The sequence below is a fragment of the Burkholderia diffusa genome (assembly GCF_902499115.1).
Taxonomy (GTDB): domain Bacteria; phylum Pseudomonadota; class Gammaproteobacteria; order Burkholderiales; family Burkholderiaceae; genus Burkholderia; species Burkholderia diffusa.
The window spans coordinates 15,430-38,577 of the sequence record NZ_CABVPN010000024.1; the positions used below are offsets into that span (position 1 = coordinate 15,430).

The 23,148-nt window shown below is 67.1% G+C and carries 21 protein-coding genes and 1 pseudogene; 9 read left to right on the forward strand and 13 right to left on the reverse strand.

The features are described from left to right. Window positions 1-38 precede the first annotated feature (38 nt). Window positions 39-905 carry an MOSC domain-containing protein gene (locus BTE28158_RS23165; protein ID WP_124900715.1) on the forward strand — a complete coding sequence of 289 codons (867 nt, stop codon included), beginning with the start codon at window positions 39-41 and terminating at the stop codon, window positions 903-905. Window positions 906-993: 88 nt separating this feature from the next. Here BTE28158_RS23165 and BTE28158_RS23170 read toward each other — a convergent pair whose 3' ends face one another. Both BTE28158_RS23170 and BTE28158_RS23175 read right to left on the reverse strand, forming a co-directional pair. Beyond that, window positions 994-2,391: a sensor histidine kinase gene (locus BTE28158_RS23170; RefSeq protein ID WP_174920119.1), complete on the reverse strand. Its 1,398-nt coding sequence runs from the start codon at window positions 2,389-2,391 to the stop codon at window positions 994-996. Window positions 2,392-2,518: 127 nt separating this feature from the next. Continuing rightward, window positions 2,519-3,193 (reverse strand): response regulator, encoded by a 675-nt coding sequence (locus tag BTE28158_RS23175; protein ID WP_059599296.1) that lies wholly within the window; start codon window positions 3,191-3,193, stop codon window positions 2,519-2,521. A 125-nt stretch (window positions 3,194-3,318) separates the two neighbouring features. Between BTE28158_RS23175 and BTE28158_RS23180 the strand changes: the two genes are divergently transcribed. From BTE28158_RS23180 to BTE28158_RS23195, 4 genes are all read left to right on the forward strand, one after another. Next, a complete protein-coding gene (locus BTE28158_RS23180; RefSeq protein ID WP_059599295.1) occupies window positions 3,319-4,419 on the forward strand; it encodes an ABC transporter substrate-binding protein in 1,101 nt (366 codons plus the stop codon). 108 nt (window positions 4,420-4,527) lie between these two features. Further along, a complete protein-coding gene (locus BTE28158_RS23185) occupies window positions 4,528-6,300 on the forward strand; it encodes an ABC transporter permease (RefSeq protein ID WP_151049905.1) in 1,773 nt (590 codons plus the stop codon). Then, window positions 6,293-7,360 carry an ABC transporter ATP-binding protein gene (locus tag BTE28158_RS23190; protein ID WP_151049907.1) on the forward strand — a complete coding sequence of 356 codons (1,068 nt, stop codon included), beginning with the start codon at window positions 6,293-6,295 and terminating at the stop codon, window positions 7,358-7,360. Before BTE28158_RS23185 ends, BTE28158_RS23190 begins: the two co-directional genes overlap by 8 nt. Before the next feature lie 138 nt (window positions 7,361-7,498). Beyond that, window positions 7,499-8,572, forward strand: coding sequence for a porin (locus tag BTE28158_RS23195; protein WP_151049909.1), 1,074 nt, complete (start codon window positions 7,499-7,501; stop codon window positions 8,570-8,572). Window positions 8,573-8,647: 75 nt separating this feature from the next. On the opposite strand, the pseudogene BTE28158_RS32575 reads toward BTE28158_RS23195, so the two are convergent. Continuing rightward, a pseudogene (locus tag BTE28158_RS32575) lies at window positions 8,648-8,782 on the reverse strand (quinone oxidoreductase family protein); the annotation flags it as partial. A 96-nt stretch (window positions 8,783-8,878) separates the two neighbouring features. Further along, window positions 8,879-9,130 (reverse strand): hypothetical protein, encoded by a 252-nt coding sequence (locus tag BTE28158_RS23200; RefSeq protein ID WP_124900711.1) that lies wholly within the window; start codon window positions 9,128-9,130, stop codon window positions 8,879-8,881. Window positions 9,131-9,225: 95 nt separating this feature from the next. Here BTE28158_RS23200 and BTE28158_RS23205 point away from each other — a divergent pair, with 95 nt between their 5' ends. Beyond that, window positions 9,226-10,017: an AraC family transcriptional regulator gene (locus BTE28158_RS23205; RefSeq protein WP_059599290.1), complete on the forward strand. Its 792-nt coding sequence runs from the start codon at window positions 9,226-9,228 to the stop codon at window positions 10,015-10,017. Between the two features lie 80 nt (window positions 10,018-10,097). On the opposite strand, the gene hpaI is transcribed toward BTE28158_RS23205, so the two are convergent. From hpaI to BTE28158_RS23240, 7 genes are all read right to left on the reverse strand, one after another. Continuing rightward, the gene (gene hpaI / locus BTE28158_RS23210; RefSeq protein WP_124623718.1) at window positions 10,098-10,904 is read right to left on the reverse strand and encodes a 4-hydroxy-2-oxoheptanedioate aldolase; all 807 of its coding nucleotides are present in this window, start codon (window positions 10,902-10,904) and stop codon (window positions 10,098-10,100) included. Between the two features lie 10 nt (window positions 10,905-10,914). Beyond that, the gene (gene hpaH / locus BTE28158_RS23215; RefSeq protein ID WP_059599288.1) at window positions 10,915-11,718 is read right to left on the reverse strand and encodes a 2-oxo-hept-4-ene-1,7-dioate hydratase; all 804 of its coding nucleotides are present in this window, start codon (window positions 11,716-11,718) and stop codon (window positions 10,915-10,917) included. A 20-nt stretch (window positions 11,719-11,738) separates the two neighbouring features. Next, a complete protein-coding gene (locus tag BTE28158_RS23220; protein WP_151049911.1) occupies window positions 11,739-12,131 on the reverse strand; it encodes a 5-carboxymethyl-2-hydroxymuconate Delta-isomerase in 393 nt (130 codons plus the stop codon). A 29-nt stretch (window positions 12,132-12,160) separates the two neighbouring features. Beyond that, window positions 12,161-13,009 (reverse strand): 3,4-dihydroxyphenylacetate 2,3-dioxygenase, encoded by an 849-nt coding sequence (hpaD, locus tag BTE28158_RS23225; RefSeq protein WP_124900709.1) that lies wholly within the window; start codon window positions 13,007-13,009, stop codon window positions 12,161-12,163. Window positions 13,010-13,073: 64 nt separating this feature from the next. Then, the gene (gene hpaE / locus BTE28158_RS23230; protein ID WP_124623709.1) at window positions 13,074-14,537 is read right to left on the reverse strand and encodes a 5-carboxymethyl-2-hydroxymuconate semialdehyde dehydrogenase; all 1,464 of its coding nucleotides are present in this window, start codon (window positions 14,535-14,537) and stop codon (window positions 13,074-13,076) included. 26 nt (window positions 14,538-14,563) lie between these two features. Beyond that, window positions 14,564-15,328, reverse strand: a complete 765-nt coding sequence (locus BTE28158_RS23235) for a fumarylacetoacetate hydrolase family protein (RefSeq protein WP_151049913.1) — start codon at window positions 15,326-15,328, stop codon at window positions 14,564-14,566. After that, the gene (locus BTE28158_RS23240; protein ID WP_151049915.1) at window positions 15,325-16,014 is read right to left on the reverse strand and encodes a fumarylacetoacetate hydrolase family protein; all 690 of its coding nucleotides are present in this window, start codon (window positions 16,012-16,014) and stop codon (window positions 15,325-15,327) included. Before BTE28158_RS23240 ends, BTE28158_RS23235 begins: the two co-directional genes overlap by 4 nt. Window positions 16,015-16,174: 160 nt before the next feature. On the opposite strand from BTE28158_RS23240, the gene hpaR reads away from it, so the two are divergent. Beyond that, window positions 16,175-16,615, forward strand: a complete 441-nt coding sequence (gene hpaR, locus BTE28158_RS23245) for a homoprotocatechuate degradation operon regulator HpaR (RefSeq protein ID WP_059599282.1) — start codon at window positions 16,175-16,177, stop codon at window positions 16,613-16,615. Window positions 16,616-16,693: 78 nt separating this feature from the next. Here the strand turns inward: hpaR and BTE28158_RS23250 are convergent, their stop codons facing one another. Next, entirely contained in the window at window positions 16,694-17,893 is a 1,200-nt protein-coding gene (locus tag BTE28158_RS23250; protein ID WP_124623699.1) for an SDR family oxidoreductase, read from the reverse strand. Between the two features lie 647 nt (window positions 17,894-18,540). On the opposite strand from BTE28158_RS23250, the gene BTE28158_RS23255 reads away from it, so the two are divergent. Together BTE28158_RS23255 and BTE28158_RS23260 are read left to right on the forward strand one after the other, a co-directional pair. Beyond that, window positions 18,541-18,888: a DUF3564 family protein gene (locus BTE28158_RS23255; protein WP_124900705.1), complete on the forward strand. Its 348-nt coding sequence runs from the start codon at window positions 18,541-18,543 to the stop codon at window positions 18,886-18,888. A 377-nt stretch (window positions 18,889-19,265) separates the two neighbouring features. Next, entirely contained in the window at window positions 19,266-21,158 is a 1,893-nt protein-coding gene (locus BTE28158_RS23260; protein ID WP_151049917.1) for a peptidoglycan D,D-transpeptidase FtsI family protein, read from the forward strand. Between the two features lie 130 nt (window positions 21,159-21,288). Here the strand turns inward: BTE28158_RS23260 and BTE28158_RS23265 are convergent, their stop codons facing one another. Further along, window positions 21,289-23,010 (reverse strand): cation:proton antiporter domain-containing protein, encoded by a 1,722-nt coding sequence (locus BTE28158_RS23265; protein WP_124900703.1) that lies wholly within the window; start codon window positions 23,008-23,010, stop codon window positions 21,289-21,291. Window positions 23,011-23,148 lie beyond the last annotated feature (138 nt).

Sequence of the window (23,148 nt, forward strand, 5' to 3'; positions counted from 1 at the left end):
ATCGCGATTCGACCATCCCGCCTTCGTCAGCCAGCGTCATGCCAGCCATCTCCGAACTCTTCGTCTACCCGATCAAATCCTGCGCCGGCATCGCGCTGTCGCGCGCACAGCTGCTCGAAACGGGCCTCGCGTACGACCGCCACTGGCTGATCACCACCCCGGACGGGATGATGATCACGCAGCGCACGCACCCGCGCCTCGCGCTGATCCGCACCGCGCTCGAGCACGATGCGCTGGTGCTGAATGCGCCGGGCATGCCCGAGATCCGTACGCCGCTCGACGGCGATGCAACACCCGCCACGCCGAAGATGGCCGCGACGGTCTGGCGCGACACCGTCGACGCGATCGACACGGGCGCCGAGACGGCCGCGTGGCTCACCGAATTCCTCGGCATGCCGTTGAAGCTCGCGCGCTTCGGTGCCGAGTCGCGCCGTGGCTGCAACCGCAAATGGACCGGCGACATCGACACGCACACGCAGTTCGCGGACGGCTACCCGCTGCTCGTGATCGGCCAGTCGTCGCTCGACGACCTGAACGCGAAGCTCGTCGCGAAAGGCGCGCCGGCGATTCCGATGAACCGCTTCCGCCCGAACATCGTCGTGTCGGATCTCGATGCGTACGAAGAGGATTTCGTCGAGCATCTCGACGCGGAAGGCGCGACGCGCGTGCGGTTGCGCCTCGTGAAGCTGTGCACGCGCTGCCCGATGCCGACGATCGACCAGGTGACCGGCGCGCCGGATCCGGCATGGCCGCACGAGCCGACCGACACGATGCAGACCTATCGCGCGCATCCGAACTACGACGACGCGCTGACATTCGGCATCAACGCAATCGTCGTCGAAGGCGCGGGCGCGTGGCTCGAAGTCGGGCAGTCGCTCGAAGCGGAGATCGGGTTCGGCGACTGAGCGGATCGGTCGAAGCGGCGGACGGCATATCGTTTCCGTCGCCGCCCTCCGCCGCCATTCACCTCGGTTGCGTCGATTGCCGAGCCTGCTACCGCGCCGCCCGAACCGTCGGCAGCATCACCGTCACGATCAGCCCGCCGCCCGCCGCATCGGAGAGCGTCACGCTGCCCTGATGCACGCGCGCGATTTCCCGCACGATCGACAACCCGAGCCCGGTGCCTTCGACCGTCTGCGTCTTGCTGCCACGATGGAAGCGCTCGAACACCGCGTCGCGCTCACCGGCCGGAATGCCCGGCCCGTTGTCGATCACGTCGAGCCGCGCATGCTCGCCGTCGCGCGACACGCGCACCGTGATTACCGCGCGGTCGCCCGAATAACGGATCGCGTTGTCGATCAGGTTGCCGATCATTTCGCCGAGCAGGTCCGGTTGACCGTGCACGTCGACGTCGGCCTCGTGCTCGAAGCCGAGATCGATGTCGCGCGCCCGCGCCACCGGGGACCAGTCGAGCGTCACGCTGCGCGCCAGCCGATGCAACGCGACCGGCTGGTGGGCGACCGCAAGGCCGCTGTCCGAATCGAGCCGCGACAGCGACAGCAGCTGCTGGATGATCTTCGCGGCCTGCCGCACCGCACCGTTCACGCGCCGCAAGTGCACATTCACGCGCGGCTGCTCGTCCGGCCGCAATGCCAGTTCGACGCCGGCCTGCACCGCCGCGAGCGGCGTCTTCAGCTGATGGGCCGCGTCCGCGAAGAAACGCCGCCGCGCGACCTGCATCTGCTGCGTGCGGCCGATGTACTGGTTGATCGACTCGACGAGCGGCGCGAGCTCGCTCGGCATGCCGCCGGTGTCGAGCGGCGTCGGATCGCCGTCGGTACGCGCGGCGACCTTCGCGGACAACCGGTTCAATGGCCGCAGCCCGCGCCCGACGCCGAGCCACACGATCCCGAGCGCGAGCACGACAAGCAGTCCTTCCTGCAGCAGCGAGCCCATCAGGATTTCGCGCGCGAGCGCCTGGCGTCCCTCGATCGTTTCGCCGACCATCACCCACACGATGCGCGTCTGCGCGGTCGGCACGTCGTGCACCGGCACGCGCAACGCGGCCATGCGCAGCTGCTCGCCGCGATAGACGACGTTGTAGTAGCGCGTGACGAACAGCGCGCCGTCACCCGGCGGCAGCGGCAGGTCCGGATAGCCGGTGATCGTGTGGCCGTTGTCCTCGCGGATCAGGTAGTAGATCTTGCCGCCGTCGCCCGACTCGAACATCTCGAGCGCGAGATACGGCAGGTCGACCTCGATCTCACCGTCGTTGAGCCGAACGCCTTCGCGGATCGACTTCAGCGACGACGACAGCGTGCGGTCGAACGCGACGTGCGCGGCGCTCATCGCGCGCTGGTACGTGAGCCACGAGTCGAGCGCGAGCAGCCCGAGCAGCGGCAGCAGCAGCCACAGCGCGACTTGCGTGCGCAGGTTCGGTCGGCGGATCATCATGTCTCCCGCCGGGCCGCCCCAGGCACGGCATGCGCCCCCTCGGAAGGCAGCGGACGTGTCGATCCGGCATTGCGCTTCAGCGCGCACTCCGGTCCCGTGCAAAGCCAGCGAGCGTGGGATGGGTTCATCCGGCGGCCTTCGCTTCGAGCAGATACCCGAGCCCCCGCAGCGTGACGATCGCGACGCCGGTGTTTTCCAGCTTCTTGCGCAGCCGGTACACGTAGATCTCGATCGCGTCCGCGTTGACCGACTCGTCGAGCCCGAAGATTTTCTCCGACAGCGTCTCCTTGTTGATCGCGCGACCGTTGCGCAGGATCAGCACCTCCAGCACCGAGCGCTCGCGCGGCGTGAGCGGCAGCGCTTCGCCGGCGAGGTGGAAGCTGCGGTCGATACTGTCATACGAAAGCGGCCCGCATGCGACCCGCGAATGCTCGTGGCCGAGGCTGCGCCGGATCAGCGCGCGGGCACGCGCCTCCAGCTCGGTCAGTTCGAACGGCTTCGCGAGATAGTCGTCGGCCCCGAGATCGAGCCCCTTCACGCGGTCCTCGACCGAGCCGTGCGCGGTCAGGATCAGCACCGGCACGGGATTGCGGCGCGCGCGCAACCGCCGCAGCACCTCGAGCCCGTCGAGCTTCGGCAGCCCGAGATCGAGGATCACCAGCGCGTAGTCCTGCGTGCGCAGCACGTGATCCGCCGCCTCCCCGTCCGCCATGTGATCGACCGCGAAGCGCGCGGCGCTCAGCGCGTCGTTCAGCGACTGCGCCAAGTTCGGGTTGTCTTCTACGAGCAGCACACGCATGGGGACCTCGGGAAATCCATGACACAAAGGACGCTATTGTGAACCGAAATGAAAGCAGGCTGAAAGTGCCTCGCAATTAACATCCGCGTCACTCGAACAACACACACGCATCACTGGAGGAAGACATGCCGTTTGCACCGAAGCAGCTCACCGCCGCGCTGGCGATCGTCCTGGGCACCGCCGCCGGCGCCGCCGTCGCGCAGGTCCCGGCCGGGTATCCGGGTAACTACCAAGGCGTCGTCGACGCCGCGAAGAAGGAAGGCAAGCTGATCGTCTACTCGACGACTGACACGGGCCTCGTGCGCCCGCTGATCAAGGACTTCGAAAGCCTGTACGGCGTGAAGGTCGAATACAACGACATGAACAGCACCGAGCTGTACAACCGCTACATCAGCGAGAACGCGGCGAGCAGCACGAGTGCCGACGTGCTGTGGAGCTCCGCGATGGACCTGCAGGTCAAGCTCGTCAACGACGGCCTGATGGCGTCGTACGATTCGCCCGAAAGCGCGAACGTGCCGCAATGGGCGCAATACCAGAAGCAGGCGTACGGCACGACGTTCGAGCCGCTCGCGATCGTCTACAACAAGCGCCTGATCCCCGAGAACGAGGTGCCGAAGACGCGCGCCGACCTGATCAAGCTGCTCACCACGCAGGCCGACAAGTTCAAGGGCAAGGTCACGACCTACGACATCGAAAAGTCGGGCGTCGGCTTCAACTACCTGACGCAGGATGCGCACGTGAACGAGAAGGTCACGTGGGAGCTCGTGAAGGCGATCGGCGCGACCGGCCCGAAGCTGCAGTCGAGCACCGGCGCGATGATGGAACGCATTTCGTCCGGAGAGAACCTGATCGGCTACAACATCATCGGCTCGTATGCGTACGCGAAGGCGAAGAAGGACAAGTCGATCGGCTACGTGTTTCCGAAGGACTACACACAAGTCGTGAGCCGCCTGGCCACGATCTCGAAGAAGGCGAAGAACCCGAACGCCGCGAAGCTGTGGGTCGACTACCTGCTGTCGCAGCGCGGCCAGACGCTGATCGCGAATCAGGCGAACCTGTACGCGATCCGTGCGGACGTGACCGGCGAAACGTCGGCCGCGAGTCTCACGAAGGAACTCGGCGATTCGCTGAAGCCGATCCAGATCGGCACCGGCCTGCTCGTCTATCTCGACCAGTCGAAGCGGCTTGCGTTCCTGAAGCAATGGCAGCAGGCGATCAAGCGCTGATCCGCTGAGCAGCTGATCACGGGCCGCCCGCGGCGCATCGCGCGGGCGCCCCCTTCCCCTTACCGACTTCCTAGAGGCGGCCATCCGGATGGCCGCAGGGGCGAACTCATGCTTTCAACCAGCACACGGGCAACGGCGCCGGCCGTTCCGCCCACCACCGGCCCGGGCGGCGCGATCCCCGCGCTGCCGGCCGACAGCCTGCAGCCGCTCGCCGGCATGCTGCGCTGGATCGTCGTCGCGGTGCTCACCGTCGCGGTCGCGCTGCCGCTCGGCTTCATCCTGTTCCAGAGCCTGTTGTCCGCGCCGTTCTTCGATGCGAACAAGACGCTCGGCATCGAAGGCTTCCGCTTCATCTTCACCGACCCGGACTTCTGGTCGGCCGTAAAGAACTCGTTCATCATCGCCGGCGGGATGCTGTTCATCTCGATCCCGCTCGGCGGCATTCTCGCGTTCCTGATGGTGCGCACCGACCTGCCCGGCCGCCGCTGGCTCGAACCGCTGCTCCTCACGCCCGTGTTCGTGTCGCCGATGGTGCTCGCGTTCGGCTACGTGGTCGCCGCCGGCCCGGTCGGCTTCTACTCGGTATGGTTCAAGGAACTGTTCGGGGTGCAGAACGTACCCTGGAACGTCTACTCGATCTTCGCGATCACGGTGATCGTCGGCCTCACGCACGTTCCGCACGTGTACCTGTACTCGTCGGCCGCGCTGCGCAACCTCGGCTCGGACGTCGAGGAAGCCGCGCGCGTGACGGGTGCCCGCCCGTTCCGCGTCGCGCTCGACGTGAGCCTGCCGATGACGATGCCCGCACTGCTGTTCGCCGGCGTGCTCGTGTTCTTCCTCGGCTTCGAGGTGTTCGGGCTGCCGCTCGTGCTCGGCGACCCAGAAGGCCACCTCGTGCTCGCGACCTACCTGTACAAGCTGACCAACAAGCTCGGCGTGCCGTCGTATCACCTGATGGCCGCGGTCGCGGTGTGCATCGTCGCGATCACGTTCCCGCTCGTGCTGCTGCAGCGCCGCCTGCTGAAGACCGCGAACCGTTTCGTCACCGTGAAGGGCAAGGCCGGCCGCGCGACGGTGTTGCCGCTCGGCGTATGGCGCTGGGTTGCGCTCGCGATCGTCGCGCTGTGGCTGATGCTGACGGTGATCGTGCCGATCTCCGGCATCTTGTTGCGCGCATTCGTGACCAACTGGGGCGAAGGCGTCGCGCTCGCCGAAGTGCTGACGCTGTCGAACTTCATCGAGCTGTTCGAGCAGGACAACCTCGTGCGCGCGATCATCAACACGCTCGGCATCGGCGTGATCGGCGGCGCGCTCGCGATCGGCTTCTACTCGCTCGTCGCGTTCGCCGGCCATCGCCGCCCCGACTGGGCGACCAAGCTGCTCGACTACCTCGTGCTGCTGCCGCGTGCGGTGCCCGGCCTGCTCGCCGGTCTCGCGTTCCTTTGGATCTTCCTGTTCGTCCCGGGCCTGCGCGAGCTGAAGAACTCGATGTGGAGCATCTGGATCGCGTACACGGTCGTGTGGCTCGCATACGGGATGCGGCTCATTCAAAGCGCGCTGCTGCAGGTCGGCCCCGAGCTCGAGGAAGCCGGCCGCAGCGTCGGCGCGACGCGCAGCCGCGTGTCGCTCGACGTGACGCTGCCGCTCGTGCGTTTCGGCCTGCTCGCCGCGTGGCTCCTGATCTTCATGATCTTCGAGCGCGAATACTCGACCGCCGTCTACCTGCTGTCGCCCGGCACCGAAGTGATCGGCGCGCTGCTCGTGTCGCTATGGGCGACCGGCGCCGTCGACCAGGTTGCCGCGCTCTCTGTCATCAACATCGCGATGGTCGGCGCCGGTCTCGGCGTGGCCCTGCGCTTCGGAGTGAAACTTCATGGATAAGCTCATCGTCGACGACCTGCATCTCAGCTACGGCGCCAACCCGATCCTCAAGGGCGTGTCGTTCGAACTGAAGGCTGGCGAAGTCGTGTGCCTGCTCGGCGCATCGGGCAGCGGCAAGACCACGCTGCTGCGCGCTGTGGCCGGCCTCGAACAGCCGTCCGACGGCCGCATCCAGCTCGACGACCGCGTGTTCTTCGACGGCGCGCAGCGCGTCGATCTGCCGGTCGAACAGCGTTCGCTCGGCCTCGTGTTCCAGTCGTACGCGCTGTGGCCGCACCGCACCGTGGCCGAGAACGTCGGCTACGGGCTCAAGCTGCGGCGCGTCGCGCCCGCCGAACAGAAACGCCGCGTGCAGACCGCGCTCGACCAGCTCGGCCTCGGCCATCTCGCGGAACGCTTTCCGCATCAGCTGTCGGGCGGCCAGCAGCAGCGCGTCGCGATCGCACGCGCGCTCGTCTACAACCCGCCGGTGATTCTGCTCGACGAGCCGCTGTCGAACCTCGACGCGAAGCTGCGCGAGGAAGCGCGTGCATGGCTGCGCGAGCTGATCGTGTCGCTCGGGCTGTCGGCGCTTTGCGTGACCCACGACCAGACCGAGGCGATGGCGATGTCCGACCGCATCCTGCTGCTGCGCAACGGGCGCATCGAACAGGAAGGCACGCCGGCCGAGCTGTACGGCGCGCCGCGCTCGCTGTACACGGCCGAGTTCATGGGCAGCAACAACCGCATCGACGCACGCGTCGCGGCCGTCGCCGGCGAACGCGTGACGCTCGCCGGCGACGGCTGGGAACTGCAGGCGCTGGCCCGCGACACGTTCGCACCGGGCCAGGACGTGCAGGCCGTGATCCGCCTCGAACGCGTGCAGGTCGCCGACGGCCCGGGCGCGAACCGGCTGCAGGCCGATCTCGTCACGTCGATGTATCTCGGCGATCGCTGGGAATACCTGTTCCATTGCGGCGAAATGCGCCTGCGCGCGTTCGGCCACGTGCCGCGCGCGGCAGGCAAGCACTGGATCGAATTCCCGACCAACGACTGCTGGGCGTTCGCGAAAGCGGGCTGACCCGCGCGGCGGCCTGCGCGCCGTCGCGCACGTCGAGCAAGGCAATGACCGGCTGGCCCGGCGAACGCTTTCCGGCGTTGGCCGCGACCGCGTCACACCTGTTTCACCCAACCCACAATAAACCAGGAGACACCGTCAATGAAATTTCGTGCAGCACTCCTCAACAGCACGGCCGCCGCGGCCTGCATCGCCGCGCCGGCCGTGCACGCGCAGTCGTCGGTCACGATGTACGGGATCATGGATGCCGGCATCGAATACACGAACCATGCGGCACCGGAAGGCGGCAGTTCCGTCAAGCTGAAGTCGGGCAACAAGAATACGTCGCGCTGGGGCCTGCGCGGCGTCGAGGATCTCGGCGGCGGGCTGAAGGCCGTGTTCCGCCTCGAAAGCGGCATCGATCTCGCGAATGGAGCGTTCGACGACGGCCCCGACTCGATCTTCGCGCGCCGCGCGACGGTCGGCCTGAAAGGCAAATGGGGCGAGCTGACGCTCGGCCGCAACTACACCGTCACGTACGACTACATGCTGCCGTTCGACCCGATGGGTTACGCGCAGAACTACTCGTGGGCGACGTCGTCGATGGCGACGGGTGGCCGCAAGGACGGCATGTTCACGCGCTCGTCGAACGCGGTGCGCTACGACGGTGAATTCAGCGGCGTGAAGTTCGGCGCGATGTACGGCTTCGGCAACGTGCCGGGCAGCGTGAAGACCAGTTCGAAATACGACTTCGCGCTCGGCTACGAGACCGGCCCGTTCGCGGCAGTGTTGACGTTCGACCGGCAGAACGGCGCGGCCGACAGCGTCACGCCGGCCGATACCGTCAACTACATCCAGGGCATCCACGCGGGCCTGAGCTACGACTTCGGCAACCTGAAAACGATGGCCGGCTATCGCAACTACAAGCGCACGTTTCGCACCACTGCGGCGAACCAGTTGAGCGACACGTACTGGGTCGGCGGGTCGTACCAGTTCACACCGACGTTCTCGCTGATCGCCGCTGTCTATCACCAGAACGTCAAGGGCGGCACCGATGCAGATCCGACGTTGGTGTCGGTGCGCGCGAATTACGCGCTGTCGAAGCGCACGGTGCTGTATGCGGCAGGCGCGTTTGCGATCGCGAAGCATGACCAGAAGGTCGGCGTTTCGCGCGATTTCGCGGGCTACGGCACGACGCAGGTCGGCGTGACGGCGGGGATTCAGCAGCGGTTCTGAGTCTGACGGCGGGCGGCGGCGCAGACGTTGCGCGCCGCGTCGCCGGGCCTCGACTGGCCGCCCCGCCCCTGGTTGTTGCACGAAACGCAGCCGGCGGTCGTCGGGCGTCGCTTTCGCCGCGGCAACCAGCAGCGCCTGCGCGCTGCTCCCCCACAGACAGTCGAGCACGACATCCGCGCCTGTGCGGAAATGTGGCTCGAGCGCCCGCGCCGAGCAATGACGGGGCGCTCGCCGGCGCCCGTTACGACTGCTGCTTTCACGGTGGCTCCTTCAATCGGGGATCTCGATCGACGGTTCCGGTGCGCGTCAGCGTGCGTTCAGCCACGCGCGCAGCGCCGGATCGCGAACTTCCAGCACGTCGAACAGGCCAAGCGCGCGTAAGGCGGGCAATGCATCGATCGTGTCGACTTCCGCGCGCGCCCGGTCGGCGGGCGCGGCGTTCGGGTCGGTCAGCACCCGCGCGTTGACCAGGAACGCACCAACCGTGCCCTTGCGGATCGTCGTTCCGTCGGCCTCGATCCGGTCGGCATGGTCGGGAAGCATCTGTTCGGCTCGCATCGTGTCGTACTCCGGTTGTCATCGATGGTCGCAGTGTAGGCGTGCGAATCCGGCCGATCTCCGGTATAACGGCCATTCGATACCGATATCCGGCCATGTCCGATCCACTCCTGCCCGCCCGATTCGTCACGTCCGACGACGGCCCGTTCGTCGTCGCTGCCGTCATGTCGCAACGCGACCCGCGCGTGACGCCATCCCACTCGCATGCGCGCGGGCAGCTCGTCGGCGCGCTGAGCGGGCTGCTGACGATCGGCCTCGACGATCAGGACTGGGTCGTGCCGGCGATCCACGCGATCTGGATTCCGCCGCACTGCCGGCATTCGTTGCGTTCGTTCGGGCCGATTGCCGGCTGGTCGGCGTTCGTCGCCGAAGCGCGCTGCGCGGTACTGCCGGACACCCCGCGCGCGATCCGCACGACGCCGCTGCTGCGCGAAGCCGTGCAGCGCGCGGCGAGTTGGGGGAATGCGGACCTGGATGCCGCGCAGACGCGGATCGCCGATGTGATCCTCGATGAAATCGCGTCGTCGGAGGTCGAGGCGCTGGGGCTGGTGCGGCCGCGGGATCCGCAGCTGATGAGGATCACCGATGCGCTTGCCGCGGATCTCGCGGACAACCGGCGGCTCGAGGAATGGGCCGAATGGGCCGGGATCAGCGCGCGAACGATGAGCCGTCGCTTCGTCGCGGAGACGGGGCTCACGTTCGCCCGGTGGCGTCAGCAGGCCAGGCTGCTGCGGGCGCTGGAGAGCATTGCCGACGGCGTGCCGGTGACGACGATTGCGCTCGATCTCGGGTACGACAATGTGAGCGCGTTCATCGACATGTTCAAGCGTGCGTTGGGGACGACGCCGGGGAGGTATATGGAAACAGGGCGACGCGGAGACGAATGAGCGCGGCCCTTGGCAAATGGGAAACCATGGGACGGAAGGCAAGCGTCCGGTAGACGGAAAACGCCTGCCGCCGCCATTCGTCAATACGTCCCATCCCCCTTCTTCGCCGCCTCGCCGCCGTTCCCCTTGAATCGCGCCGCCAGTCGCTCCGCACTCCGCGCCAGCAGAGTTGTATCCACGCCGACCGCAACAAACAACGCCCCAGCCTCGAGATACCGACGCGCCGCCGCCTCGTCCGCGCTGAGAATGCCCGGCGCCTTCCCTGCCGCCTTGATCGCCCGGATCGCACCGTCGATCGCAGCCTGCACATCGGGATGCCCCGGATTGCCGAGATGCCCGAGATCGGCAGCGAGGTCCGCCGGCCCGATGAACACGCCATCGACGCCGTCGACCCGCGCAATCGCGTCGATCGCATCGAGCCCGGCGCGCGTCTCGACCTGTACGAGCACGGCCATCTCGTCGTTCGCGCGATGCAGGTAGTCCCCAACGCGATTCCACCGCGACGCGCGCGCAAGCGCACTACCGACCCCGCGAATCCCGTGCGGCGGATAACGCGTCGCGGCCACCGCCGCGCACGCTTCATCGGCACTCTGCACCATCGGCACGAGTAAGGTCTGCGCGCCGAGGTCGAGCACCTGCTTGACGATCACCGGATCGTTCCACGGCACCCGCACGACCGCATGTGACGGATACGGCGCGATCGCCTGCAACTGCGCGAGAATCGTCGGCACCGTGTTCGGCGCATGCTCGCCGTCGATCAGCAGCCAGTCGAACCCGGCGCCGGCGACGACTTCGGCGCTGTACGGATTCGCGAGCCCGAGCCACAGCCCGATCTGCGCATCGCCGCGCGCGAGCGCGCGCTTGAAGACATTCGGCGGAATCTGCATCGCGCGCCCCTCACTCGAAATGGCACTGGATCGTCCCGAGCGGACCGTAGTCGACGCTGAACGTGTCGCCCGGCCGCGCCGCGCACGGTCGCGTGAACGAGCCGCCCAGCACGATCTGCCCCGGCTCGAGCGCGACGCCGAAACGCGCCAGCCGATTGGCGAGCCACGCGACGCCATTGGCCGGATGGTTCAACACGCCGGCCGCGACCCCCGTTTCCTCGACCACGCCGTTGCGCGACATGATCGCCGCGACCCAGCGCAGGTCGACGTCCTGCGGCCGCACCGGGCGCCCGCCGATCACGACGCCCGCATTGGCCGCGTTGTCGGCGATCGTGTCGAACACCTTGCGCGGCCGCTTCGTGTCGGGGTCGATCGATTGGCTGCGTGCGTCGATGATCTCGAGCGCGGGCACCACGTAGTCGACCGCGTCGTACACGTCGAAGATCGTGCAGTTCGGGCCGGCAAGCCGCTTGCCGAGCACGAATGCGAGTTCGACCTCGACGCGCGGCACGATGAAGCGCCCGGTCGGAATCGTGCCGCCGTCATCGAAGAACATGTCGTCGAGCAGCGCACCGTAATCGGGTTCGTCGATCTGCGACGTGTTCTGCATCGCCTTCGACGTAAGGCCGATCTTGTGCCCTTTCAGCGTGCGGCCTTCCGCAAGCTTGAGGTTCACCCACGCGCGCTGGATCGCATAGGCGTCGTCGATCGTGATGTCGGGATGGTCGAGCGAGATCTGGCGGATCTGCGTGCGCGCGCGCTCGGCGTCGTGCAGGCGTCGGGCGAGCTGATCGATGAGGGCAGGTTCGAGCATGGTCGGATCGGGAATGGGGTTCAGCCGGCCCGCTTGTAGCGGGCATGGATGTTGTTGTGCTTGTACGAGCCGCTTTCGCTGAACTCGGTGAGCTCCATCGACAACGCGAGGTAACGTTTCGCGTACAGTTCGGCGAAATGCGCCTTGATCGCGTCGAACAACGCGTCGCACGCGACCTTCTTGGTTTCGTCGCTGCGACCCGAGGCGATCTTCAGCGTTACGTGGACGAACGCGTCGTCCTCGGTGCCGTCGGCGACGCAGTAGTCCTGCAGCTCGATCGCGCGCGAGCGGATGCCGCCCGTGGGGAACACGCCGCCCTGCGCGATCAGCGTCGCGTTGATCGTGCGCAGCAGCGCGGGAATGCGCGCGTCGTCGCGGATATTCGCGGTGTACTCGACGACGATGTGTGGCATGGCAACGCTCCTGATAGGTGATGAGGCGCTCAGGCGAGCGGGAAGATCGCGTTGATCTGCCCGGTGCCGGAGCTCGCGAAATAGTCGGTGACGATCTCGACGGGCTTGTCGTAGCGATCCCAGCCGAGCAGGCCGAGCAGCATCGCCGTGTCGTGCATGCCGCCTTCGCCGTGGCAATGCGTGTTGTATTCGGGCAGCATCGCGCAGAAGGTCCTGAAATCGCCCTGCTTCCACAGCTCGACCACGCGCAGGTCGACCTGCCGGAAGAATTCGCGGCTGATCTGGTGGATCGATTCCTCGGGGCTGCCGTTGTCGTTGAAGCGGTGCGACAGCGAACCGCTCGCGAGGAATGCGACATTCGAATCGCTCTTGCCGATCGCCTCGAGCAGCGCCTCGCCGAAGCGCCGGCTTTCGTCGAGCGTGTGCCACATGCACCAGCCCGCGATCGACACGACCTTGAAGTGCTGATCGCCGTTCATGTAACGCATCGGCACGAGCGTGCCGTATTCGAGTTCGAGGCTGTCGATCTCGTGCGCACGCGTCGCGATGCCGCGCGCGCTGGCCGTCTCGGCGATCAGGCGGCCGAGCGCCGGGTTGCCCGGATACGCGTACTCCATGTCGCGGATGAAATGCGGCAGTTCGTTGCTGGTATACGTGCCCGCGAACCGCGCATTGCAGTTCACGTGATAGCCGGCGTTGACGAGCCAGTGCACGTCCGACACGACGATCGTGTCGACGCCGAGCGCGCGGCAGCGCTCACCGATCAACTGATGGCCGCGGATCGCCGCTTCGCGGCAGCCATGATGCCTGCCGGGCAACTCCGACAGGTACATCGACGGCACGTGCGTGATCTTCGCGGCGAGGGACAGTTTGCCCATCGTTAAGTCTCCGTATCGTTCTGGCGTTCTGGCGGCGTTCCTGCGGCGGAACGACCCGCGCCAGTTACACGCCCCAGCGGGGGATGTGATGCGAACCCATCGAGATGCACACGTTCTTGATCTCCGCGAACACCTCGAAGCTGTACTCGCCGCCCTCGCGGCCGGTGCCCGACTCCTTCACCCCGCCGAACGGCTGGCGCAGGTCGCGCACGTTCTGGCTGTTCACGAACACCATCCCGGCCTCGATACCGCGCGCGAGGCGATGCACCTTGCCGACGTCCTGCGTCCAGATGTACGACGCAAGCCCGTAGGACGTGTCGTTGGCGAGCCGCAGACCTTCTTCCTCGTCCTCGAACGGGATCAGGCACGCGACCGGTCCGAAGATTTCCTCTTGCGCGATGCGCATCCGGTTGTCGACGTCCGCGAACACGGTCGGGCGCACGAAGTTGCCGTTGCGCAGATGCTCGGCGAGACCGGCCGGCTTGTCCGCGCCGCCGGCCACCACGTGCGCGCCTTCCTGCTCGCCGATCCGGATATACCCGGTCACCTTCTCCCAGTGCTGGCGCGTGATCATCGCGCCGAGCTGCGTCGCCGGATCGGACGGGTCGCCGACCACCAGATTGTTCGCGCGGCGCGCGAATTCCTGCACGAAGCGATCGTAGATCGTGCGCTGCACGAAGATCCGCGAGCCTGCGGTACAACGCTCACCGTTGATCGAGAAGATCGTGAACAGCGACGCGTCGAGCGCGCGGTCGAAATCGGCATCGTCGAAAATCAGCACCGGCGACTTGCCGCCAAGCTCCATCGAATACTTCTTCAGGCCCGCGCGCTCCATGATCCGCTTGCCCGTGACCGTGCCGCCCGTGAACGACACCGCGCGCACGTCCGGATGGCGCACCAGCGCGTCGCCTGCGGTCGCGCCGTAGCCCTGCACGACGTTCAGCACACCCGGCGGAATGCCAGCCTCGAGCGCGAGCCGGCCGAGCTGGTCGGCCGTCAGCGGCGACAGCTCCGACATCTTCAGGACGGCCGTGTTGCCGAGCGCGAGACACGGCGCCGTCTTCCACGTCGCGGTCATGAACGGCACGTTCCACGGCGACACCAGCGCGCACACGCCGACCGGCTGGTACAGCGTGTAGTTCAGCATCTGGTCGTCGACCGGATACGTGCGGCCGTTCATCTGCACGCACACTTCCGCGAAGAAGTTGAAGTTCTCGGACGCGCGCGGAATCAGCTGCTTGCTCGTCTGTGCGATCGGCAGGCCCGTGTCCTGCGTCTCGAGCGCGGCGAGCATCGGCACGTTCTTCTCGATCAGCTCGCCGAGCTTGCGCATCAGCTTCGCGCGCTCCTTGGCGGGTGTGTTCGCCCATTTCGGGAACGCTTCCTTCGCCGCGCGCACGGCCGCGTCGACTTCGGCTTCGCCGGCCGATGCGACGTCGGTGATCACGTCGCCCGTCGCGGGATTCAGCGTCGTGAAGGTCTCGCGGCTCTCGACTTCGCGGCCGTCGATCCAGTGCTTGATGGTCATGTGCTCTCCTTCCTTGGGCGACGGGCTCAGCCGGCGCGATAGTAGTCTGCTTCGCCGATGATCGTGTTCACGAGCCGGCCGATCCCTTCGATTTCGGTCACCACCTCGTCGCCCGGCTTCGTGTCGGCCAACCCTTCCGGCGTGCCGGTCAGGATCAGGTCGCCCGGCGAGAGCGTCATGAAACCGCTGATGTGCTCGATCAGCGCGGGTACGTCGAAGATCATGTCGCGCGTGCTGCCGCGCTGCGTCTCCCGGCCGTTCACCGTCGTGCGCAGCATGAGGCCGCCCGCATCGCCGATCTCGTCGCGGCTGACGAGCCAGGGCCCGAGCGGCGTGCAGGTGTCGCGGTTCTTCACGCGCAGGTTCGGGCGGTAGTAGTTTTCGAGGTAATCGCGGATCGCGTAGTCGTTCGCGACCGAGTAGCCGGCAACGTAGTCGATTGCCCGCGCCCGGCTCACGTTGCGCGCCGGGCGGCCGATCACGACGGCCAGCTCGCACTCGTAGTGCATGTGCGTCGCGTCCGCCGGGCGCACGGTGCGCGACCGATGACCGATGAACGTGTTCGGCCCCTTCAGGAAAATCAGCGGCTCGCTCGGTGCCTTGAACGCGAGTTCCTTTGCGTGGTCCGCGTAGTTGAGGCCGAGCGCGAACGTCGTGCGCGGCGCGACGGGCGGCAGCCACGTCACCGCGTCCTCGGCGAGCACGCGCCCAGTGTCGAGGCGGATCGCGCCGTCGCTGGCCGGTTCGGCCGCATGCAGTGCGCCGTTGTAGATCACGCGCGCCGTCTTCATCGTGCTTCCTCCGCAATCAACGTATGCCGCAACGTGCCGATGCCGGCAGCGGTAATCTCCACCACGCTTCCCGCGCGGGCAAGCGGTGCGCCACCCGCGACGCCGAGCAGCAGCACGTCGCCCGCGTCGAACGACATGAACGCCGTCACGTCGGCAATCAGTTCGCGCACCGGGCGGATCAGTGTGGCGGTCGATGCGGACACCGCGGTGCTGCCGTCGATCCGTACCGTCAGGCCGATCGCGTCGATGTCGCCGAGCGCAGTAGCCGGCACGATCGCCGGGCCCAACGGGCAGAAACCGTCGCGACATTTGAAGCGCACGGCCGGACGGTAGTAATCGCGGTGCGGAACCGACACGTCGCTCGCGAGCGTGAAGCCGTGCACGTGGTCGAGCGCCTGCGCGGCCGGCACGCGCGTCGCGCGCCGCGAGAACACGACGGCCACCGACGCGCCGATCTCCAACGCATCGATGCCCGCCGGCACCACGACGGCCGCGCCGTCGGCTGCGTGCGTGTTGGCCGGTTTGATGTAAAGGATCGGTGCCTGCGGCGGACGGCCGTAAGGCGGCGCGTGAACGGCGTCGCCGAGCGCGTCGAGTGCGGCGCGCTCGTTGAGCAGCGCACCGTAGACGGTACCGATGGCGACCGGCAGCGGCGGCGCCGCGGCGGTCATGCAGGACAGCTCCATGCGTCATTCCCCTGCCGCGCGTCGCGGCGCATCGTCAATACTTAACATCTTAAGTAAACAATCGAACGCTCGCAACCTCGATTACCCTGAAACACGAAATTCATTCCCACCGGCTGTTAAGATTGATGCGTCCCCGTCCTCTGCCCCTCTACCCACCCCGATGAACCGTACGCTCGACCATCGCAACCTGGCCATGCTGCTGCTCGAGGCCCGCGAAACCCTGATGTGCCTGTTCCGGCCCATTCTCAAGGAATTCGCGCTGACCGAACAGCAATGGCGGATCATTCGCGTGCTCGACGGCGAGCCGGCGCACGCGCTCGAAGCGGGACAGATCGCGCGCCGCTGCTGCATCCTGAGCCCAAGCCTCACGGGCGTGCTGGAACGCATGGAGCGCGACGGCCTGATTACGCGCACCCGCGCGCAGGAAGATCAGCGCCGGCTGCTGGTGAGCCTGACGCCGCAAAGCAGGAAACTGGTCACGGAAATCGGTCCGCGCATCGACGAGCAATATCGTCAGCTTGAAGCGCGTTTCGGCCAGGACGGCCTGGACGACATCTACCGGGCGCTCGACCGGCTGATCGAACTCGGCAGCGCGTCGTAGGGCCTGCCGCCGCCGGACCGCCGCGAGCGGCGACGAACCGGCCCCCGGGAATCGGCAGGCCCCGCATCGCGCGGGCCGTCAGTGCAGCGCGCCGCGCATCAGTTCGGTCACCGCGACGCCGCGCGACGTGCGCATGCATTCCTCGACGTAATCGATGAACGGCAGCGGCTCGAAATCGATTTCGTCGCGCACGCGGTGGTTGTCGAACACGCGATCGACCATCGCGAACTCCGCGCACCGCTGCAACGCGCGGCCGATCACGCGTTCGAGCGCCGGATCGGACCGCCCCAGCACATCGCGCACCACGAGCGGCAGTTCGGCCGGCGCACAGGCCGCGTAGCGCGGCGCGCCCGTCATGCCGGCCGCCTCGTCCATCGCGCGCACGATCTGCGCGACCTGCGGCGCCTCGTCGCCGGCCGACACGTGGTACACGTCGTGCATCAGCGTCGGCTTCACGGCCAGCAGCATCGTCGCGCGTGCGACATCGTCGACCGACACGATGTCGATGCGCGTCATCGGCCGCGCAGTAAAGCGCCGCGCCGCGTGCGCGACGCGGAACATCCAGAACGAATTCGGTGCGGGCCGCGTGCCGAGCACCGTATGACCGACGACGTGCGACGGACGCACGACGACGAGCGGCAGCCCGAGCGCGCGCAGGCGCTGCTCCGTTTCGGCCTTCGCTTGCAGGTAGTCCGCCGCGAGCACCGCGCCGTGCAACCCGTCGCCGCCCTGCGCCGCGTCGCCCGCCGACGCCTCGTACACGATCCCGCCGCGGCCCGCGTGCGCATAGGCGGTGCCGACGTACACGAAACGCTGCAGCTGCGGCGCGTGCGCGAACCGCTCGGCAAAGCGCAGCGAATCGGCGATGTCGGCCTGCAGATGCGAACCGTCGGCCGGCGACGCATGGCCCGCGCAATGGATCACGTGCGTCGCGCCGGCGAGACGCGACGCGTCGGTGCCCTGCCACACGTCGCCGAGCGCACCGACGACCACGTTCGCGTCGCCGAGACGCGATGCCCAGTACGGCGCGAGCCCCGCGCGCAACGCCGCTTCGCGCAGACGCGCGACCGCGTGGGCGCGATGCTCCGCACGAACGACACACACGATGCGCTCGAGCAACCCGGCGTTGACGAGCGCCGTCAGCACGGTGCTGCCGATGAAGCCGGTGGCGCCGGTGAGCACCAGCCGTCCGACGTTGGCCGCCGCGACCGGTGCGCTGGCCGGCGACACGAGGCTCGTGCGCCAGTTGAGCGACAACGCGGTTTTCCAGATCAGCACGATAGTCTCCTTCGAAGAATCGGCCGGACGCCGCGGCCGCCCCGGATCGCGGAGCGGCGCACGGCTGTCGGCCGGGCCGGGGCCGACGCTCGCCCCGGTTATCCCGATCGGGCTGCGGCCCGCGATCGCGTCGATCGCGTCTCTGGCACGAGGCGGCGGCGGCCCGCCACGGACAGGCGTCCGCGGCGCAGGATCGGAAGATCCAAGTGTGGGGCCTGATCGCCCGCAAGTCTGTCCTGAAAGTTTCGTGAAAGTGTGCGGATTTGTATGCGAATGTCGGAGTGTGTCGTACCGGCCGGGCGGTCAAATCATCGAAACGTCCGGTCGGGCAGCATGCGAGGGCTTCCGTGGCAGGATGGTCGATGCGCGTCGGGCCCTCGCTTCGACGCGACACTTCGACGCGGCCTCTCCCGGGTCATCGCATGTCCGGGACACGCCAGGTTCCGGTCGCGGCGCGCGGATCATGCTGCGCTTGCGTTTGCGCGCTCCGCCACGATCGTGGCGGATCGTCAGACGTCGTTTCATCGGGAAACGCCTATTGGTGCAATTCGGATTTATTGCGGATTATCACTTGCGTTTCACGGCAGTCTATCTAGACTGGTCAAACCAAAACGGTCGAATGTGTCATTTTTTCAGGAGACGATCCAATGCGCCTCACTATTCGGATTAATGGCAGCGAGTCGGCAACCCGTCACTCCTTCGCGGTGCTCTGGGTCGATACCGATGAGGGGCTGTGGTCACGCGAGGCACACCAGGGGATCGATCTTCCGAGCTGGGGCAAGGTCCGGGACGTGGAAGGCGCAATGGCCCTCTGCGCGGCCGACAGCGGGAATGCCGTATGCCAGTTGAAGGGGCTGTCGTTCAGCGCGACGCAGCGCGAACAAGGTCCGGCTGTGCTCGCCGGCGAGCACCCCGACGGCGCATGGCGACTGCAGGCGGTCGATCGTTCCACGGCGGAGTCGGAATATCATGAATTTATTTCCGTCGCGCGATAGGTATTTTTGACGGCAATCCTCTGCGGTTTTCGGGTTTATTCCAGTTTCCGCGATATTCATTTAGATATTCACGAATAACGGCGCCTCTCTTCGAGGCGCCTTTTTATTTTCCGGACCCTTAATTAATCGGGGCCGGGTTAATCGAACCGCGGCGGCGGTAACAACGCTCCGCCCATCCCTCCCGGCTCCGTCGGCACAAGTACGTCAGGCCGCATTGCCATTTCGCCGCGCTCCCCTTCTTCGGACCGTGCCCGGGCGGAAACGCAAACCTTTTATGGGGCCGAAACATACTTTCCCCACATGATGTTTACTCATTTATTACAATCGCATTATTCCAACTGACTTGCCGCCGTCCGGCGGCCCGACCCGGCCCTTGCATGAGCGTGAAAAAGAAGACCCATCCCGCCGATCCATACGCCGCCGCGACCAAGCATCCGATGCTCACGTCGCGCCTGCCGATGTGGCGCTCGAAGCTGGTCGTGATCATGGTGTCCCTCGGTTTCGCCGCGCTGATCGGACGCGCCTTCTGGGTGCAGGTCGCGAACCAGGATTTCTACGTCGGGCAAGGCCAGAAGCGCTACCAGCGCACGATCGAGCTCGACGCGATGCGCGGGCGCATCGTCGACCGCAACGGCGCGATGCTCGCGGTCAGCCTGTCGACGTATGAAATCTGGGCGAATCCGAAACAAGTCGCCGAAATCGACTATCCGCAGATCGCGAAGCTGCTCGACATGCCGCTCGCGGAAGTGAAGCGCCGCCTGCGCAACGACCGCACGTTCGTGCTGCTCAAGCGGCAGATCGACGCCGACACCGCGAGCCGGCTCGACAAGCTCGAGATCGACGGCATCACGCAGATCGCCGACTCGAAGCGCTTCTATCCGGAGGGCGAATCGGCCGCGCACGTAGTCGGCTTCACCAACGTCGAGGACAAGGGCCAGGAAGGCGTCGAGCTCGCGGCAAACGGGCGGCTGTCGGGTACCTCCGGGCAGCGCGAGGTGATCCGCGACCGGCTCGGCCGCATCGTGTCCGACACGCGTCCGCTCGTGCCCGCGCAGCACGGCGCGACGATCGAACTGACGATCGACCGGCGGATCCAGCAGCTCGCGTTCAGCCAGCTCAAGGCTGCGGTGCTCGAGAACAACGCGATAGCCGGCAGCGTGGTCGTGCTCGACGCGCAAAACGGCGAAATCCTCGCGCTCGCGAACTACCCGACCTTCGACCCGAACGACCGCGCCCGGCTGACGGGCCAGCAGCTGCGCAACCGCGCGGTGATCGACACGTTCGAGCCGGGTTCGACGATCAAACCGCTCGTCGTCGCGCTGTCGATCGACGAGCGCAAGGTCACGCCGAACACGATCATCAACACATCGCCCGGCACCTACAAGATCGGCCCGGCCGTGATCCACGACACGTCGAACCACGGCTCGCTGACCGTCTCGCAGGCGCTGCAGAAGTCGAGCAACGTCGCGCTCGCGAAGCTGGCGCTGAACCTGCCCGCCGAAACGATCTGGAACAAGTACCAGGAATACGGGATCGGCCGCGCGCCGGAGCTGACATTCCCGGGCGTCGCGTCGGGCCGCCTGCGCGGCTACAAGCGCTGGCGGCCGATCGAGCAGGCGACGATGGCGTACGGCTACGGGCTGTCGATGTCGCTGCTGCAGATCGCGCAGACCTACACCGCCTACGCGGGCGACGGCACGCTGCACCCGGTGTCGCTGCTGAAGAACGGCTCCGACCCGCAGACGATCAATGCCCATCGCGGCCACCGCGTGACGTCGCCGCAAACCGCGGCGGCGATCCGCGCGATGCTCGAGTCGGCCGTCGGCGAAGGCGGCACGGGGCGCCGCGCGCGCGTCGACGGCTACCGGATCGGCGGCAAGACGGGCACGGCGCGCAAGCAGGTCGGCGCGACCTATGCGAAGGGCAAGTACCGCGCATTGTTCGCGGGGATGGCGCCGATGAGCAACCCGCGCCTGATCGTCGCGGTGATGATCGACGAGCCACGCGGCAAGGGCTATTACGGCGGCACGGTGGCCGGCCCGGTGTTCTCGTCGGTCACGAGCGGCTCGCTGCAGTTGCTCGGCGTGCCGCCCGACGCACCGGTCGAGCCGACGCCGAATGCGCCGGTCAAGGCCGCACCGCAGAAGACCGTCGCGGCGCCGAAGACCACGGCGCAATCGAAGACGGCGGGCGAGCAGAAAGCATCGGCCCCCGTGAAAACGGCCGCGCAATCCGGCGCGGCCGTACCGGCGAAGGCGGCGGCAGGCTGAAGCCGCCAGGGCGCACTCGGCGCCGCGCGAGGCGAAAAGGTCGACTGTTCGCTGTGCCGAATTCCCGGCACGCCCGCTTTCCGCTGGCCGACACTATCCCGCCACCCGCGCGACCCCGGCCGCGCGACCGTCAGTGCGCGTGCGCATCCGCCACCGGCTTCACCATCCTGCCGAGCACGTGCTCGGTCATTCCGCGCGCGAGTTCGCTCTCGCCCATGAACACGGTGCCGACACCCTCGCTCGACAGCAACGCGGCCTCGTCGCTGCTGTTCGTGCACAGCACGACCTCCAGCATCGGGTTCAGTGTGCGCGAGATCTCGACGATCTGCCGCACGTCGAATACGTCCGGCAGCGTGACGACCAGCATCCCGGCGCGCGCGATATGCGCCTGCACGAGCACGACCGGCTCGATCGCGTCGCCCGACACGGCGGCGACGCCGTCCGCGCGCAGCTTTTCGACGAGCTCGCGATTCTGCTCGACGACGACATACGCGATGCCGCGCTCGTCCAGCGCATGCGCGATCCGCGTGCCGACCTTGCCGTAGCCGACGATCACGACCTGCCCGGTCAGGTGCGTCTGCGGCGTCGACATCGGCAGCGCGGCGAGCGGATCGTCACGTGCCTCGAGCTTGCGCGCGAATGCCGAATGCTTGCGGATCCACGCGAGCGCCGGATCGATCATCGCGAACAGCAGCGTGTTCATCGCGATCGAGATCAGCGCGACCGCGAGGATCAGGCTCTGCCCTTCGGCCGACAGCAGCCCGAGCGCACGACCGAGCCCCGCGAGAATGAACGAGAATTCGCCGATCTGCGCGAGGCCCGCGCCGACCGTCAGCGCGGTGTTCAGCGGATAGCGGAACGCGATCACGAGCGCGACCGCCGCGAGCGTCTTGCCGATCAGGACGATCGCCGCGACTTCGATCACGTGCAGCGGCTCGGTGAGCAGCACCGTCGGATCGAACAGCATCCCGACCGAAATGAAGAACAGCACCGAGAACGCGTCGCGCAGCGGCAGCGTCTCGTCGGCCGCGCGCCGGCTGAACTCCGACTCGCGCATCATCATCCCGGCGAAGAACGCGCCGAGCGCGAACGACACGTCGAACAGCTTCGCCGCGCCGTACGCGATGCCGACCGCCGCGGCGATCATGCACAGCGTGAACAGCTCGCGCGAACCGGTGCGCGCGACGAGCCACAGGATGCGCGGGAACACGCGCTTGCCGACCACGAGCATCAGTGCGATGAACGCGGCGACCTTCAGCATCGTGACGCCGAGCGTGCCCCACACGCTACCGCCGGCCGCGTGCGCATCGCCGGGCGGCGTGCCGCCGAGCAGCCCCGCGACGGGCGGCAGCAGCACGAGCACCAGCACCATCACGAGATCCTCGACGACGAGCCAGCCGACCGCGATGCGCCCGTTCACCGTCTCGACGAGCCCGCGCCCCTCGAGCGCCCGCAGCAGCACGACCGTGCTCGCGACCGACAGCGCGAGCCCGAACACGAGCGCCGCACCGAGGCTCCAGCCCCACGTGAGCGCGAGCCCGCCGCCGAGCAACGTTGCGACGGTAATCTGGACGACGGCCCCCGGCAGTGCGATCTTGCGCACTGCGAGCAGATCGCCGAGCGAGAAATGCAGGCCGACACCGAACATCAGCAGCATCACGCCGACTTCCGCGAGCTGCTGCGCCAGCGACAGGTCGCCGACGAAACCGGGCGTGCCGGGGCCGATCACGATCCCGGCGAGCAGATAGCCGACGAGCGGCGGCATTTTCAGCAGTGACGCGAGGTAACCGAAGATCATCGCGAGACCGAAACCGGCCGCGAGCAACGCAATCAGGCTGACGTCATGGGGCATCCCCCCCTCCCGAGTTCTTGTAACTATTTAGTAAGGTTCAAGAATGGAAGGATAAGGGATGAGATGGAAAAATGGCGGGCCACCGCGAAATATTCACGCGGTGGCCCGCCATTGCGGGGGTACTACCCCGGGCAGTCG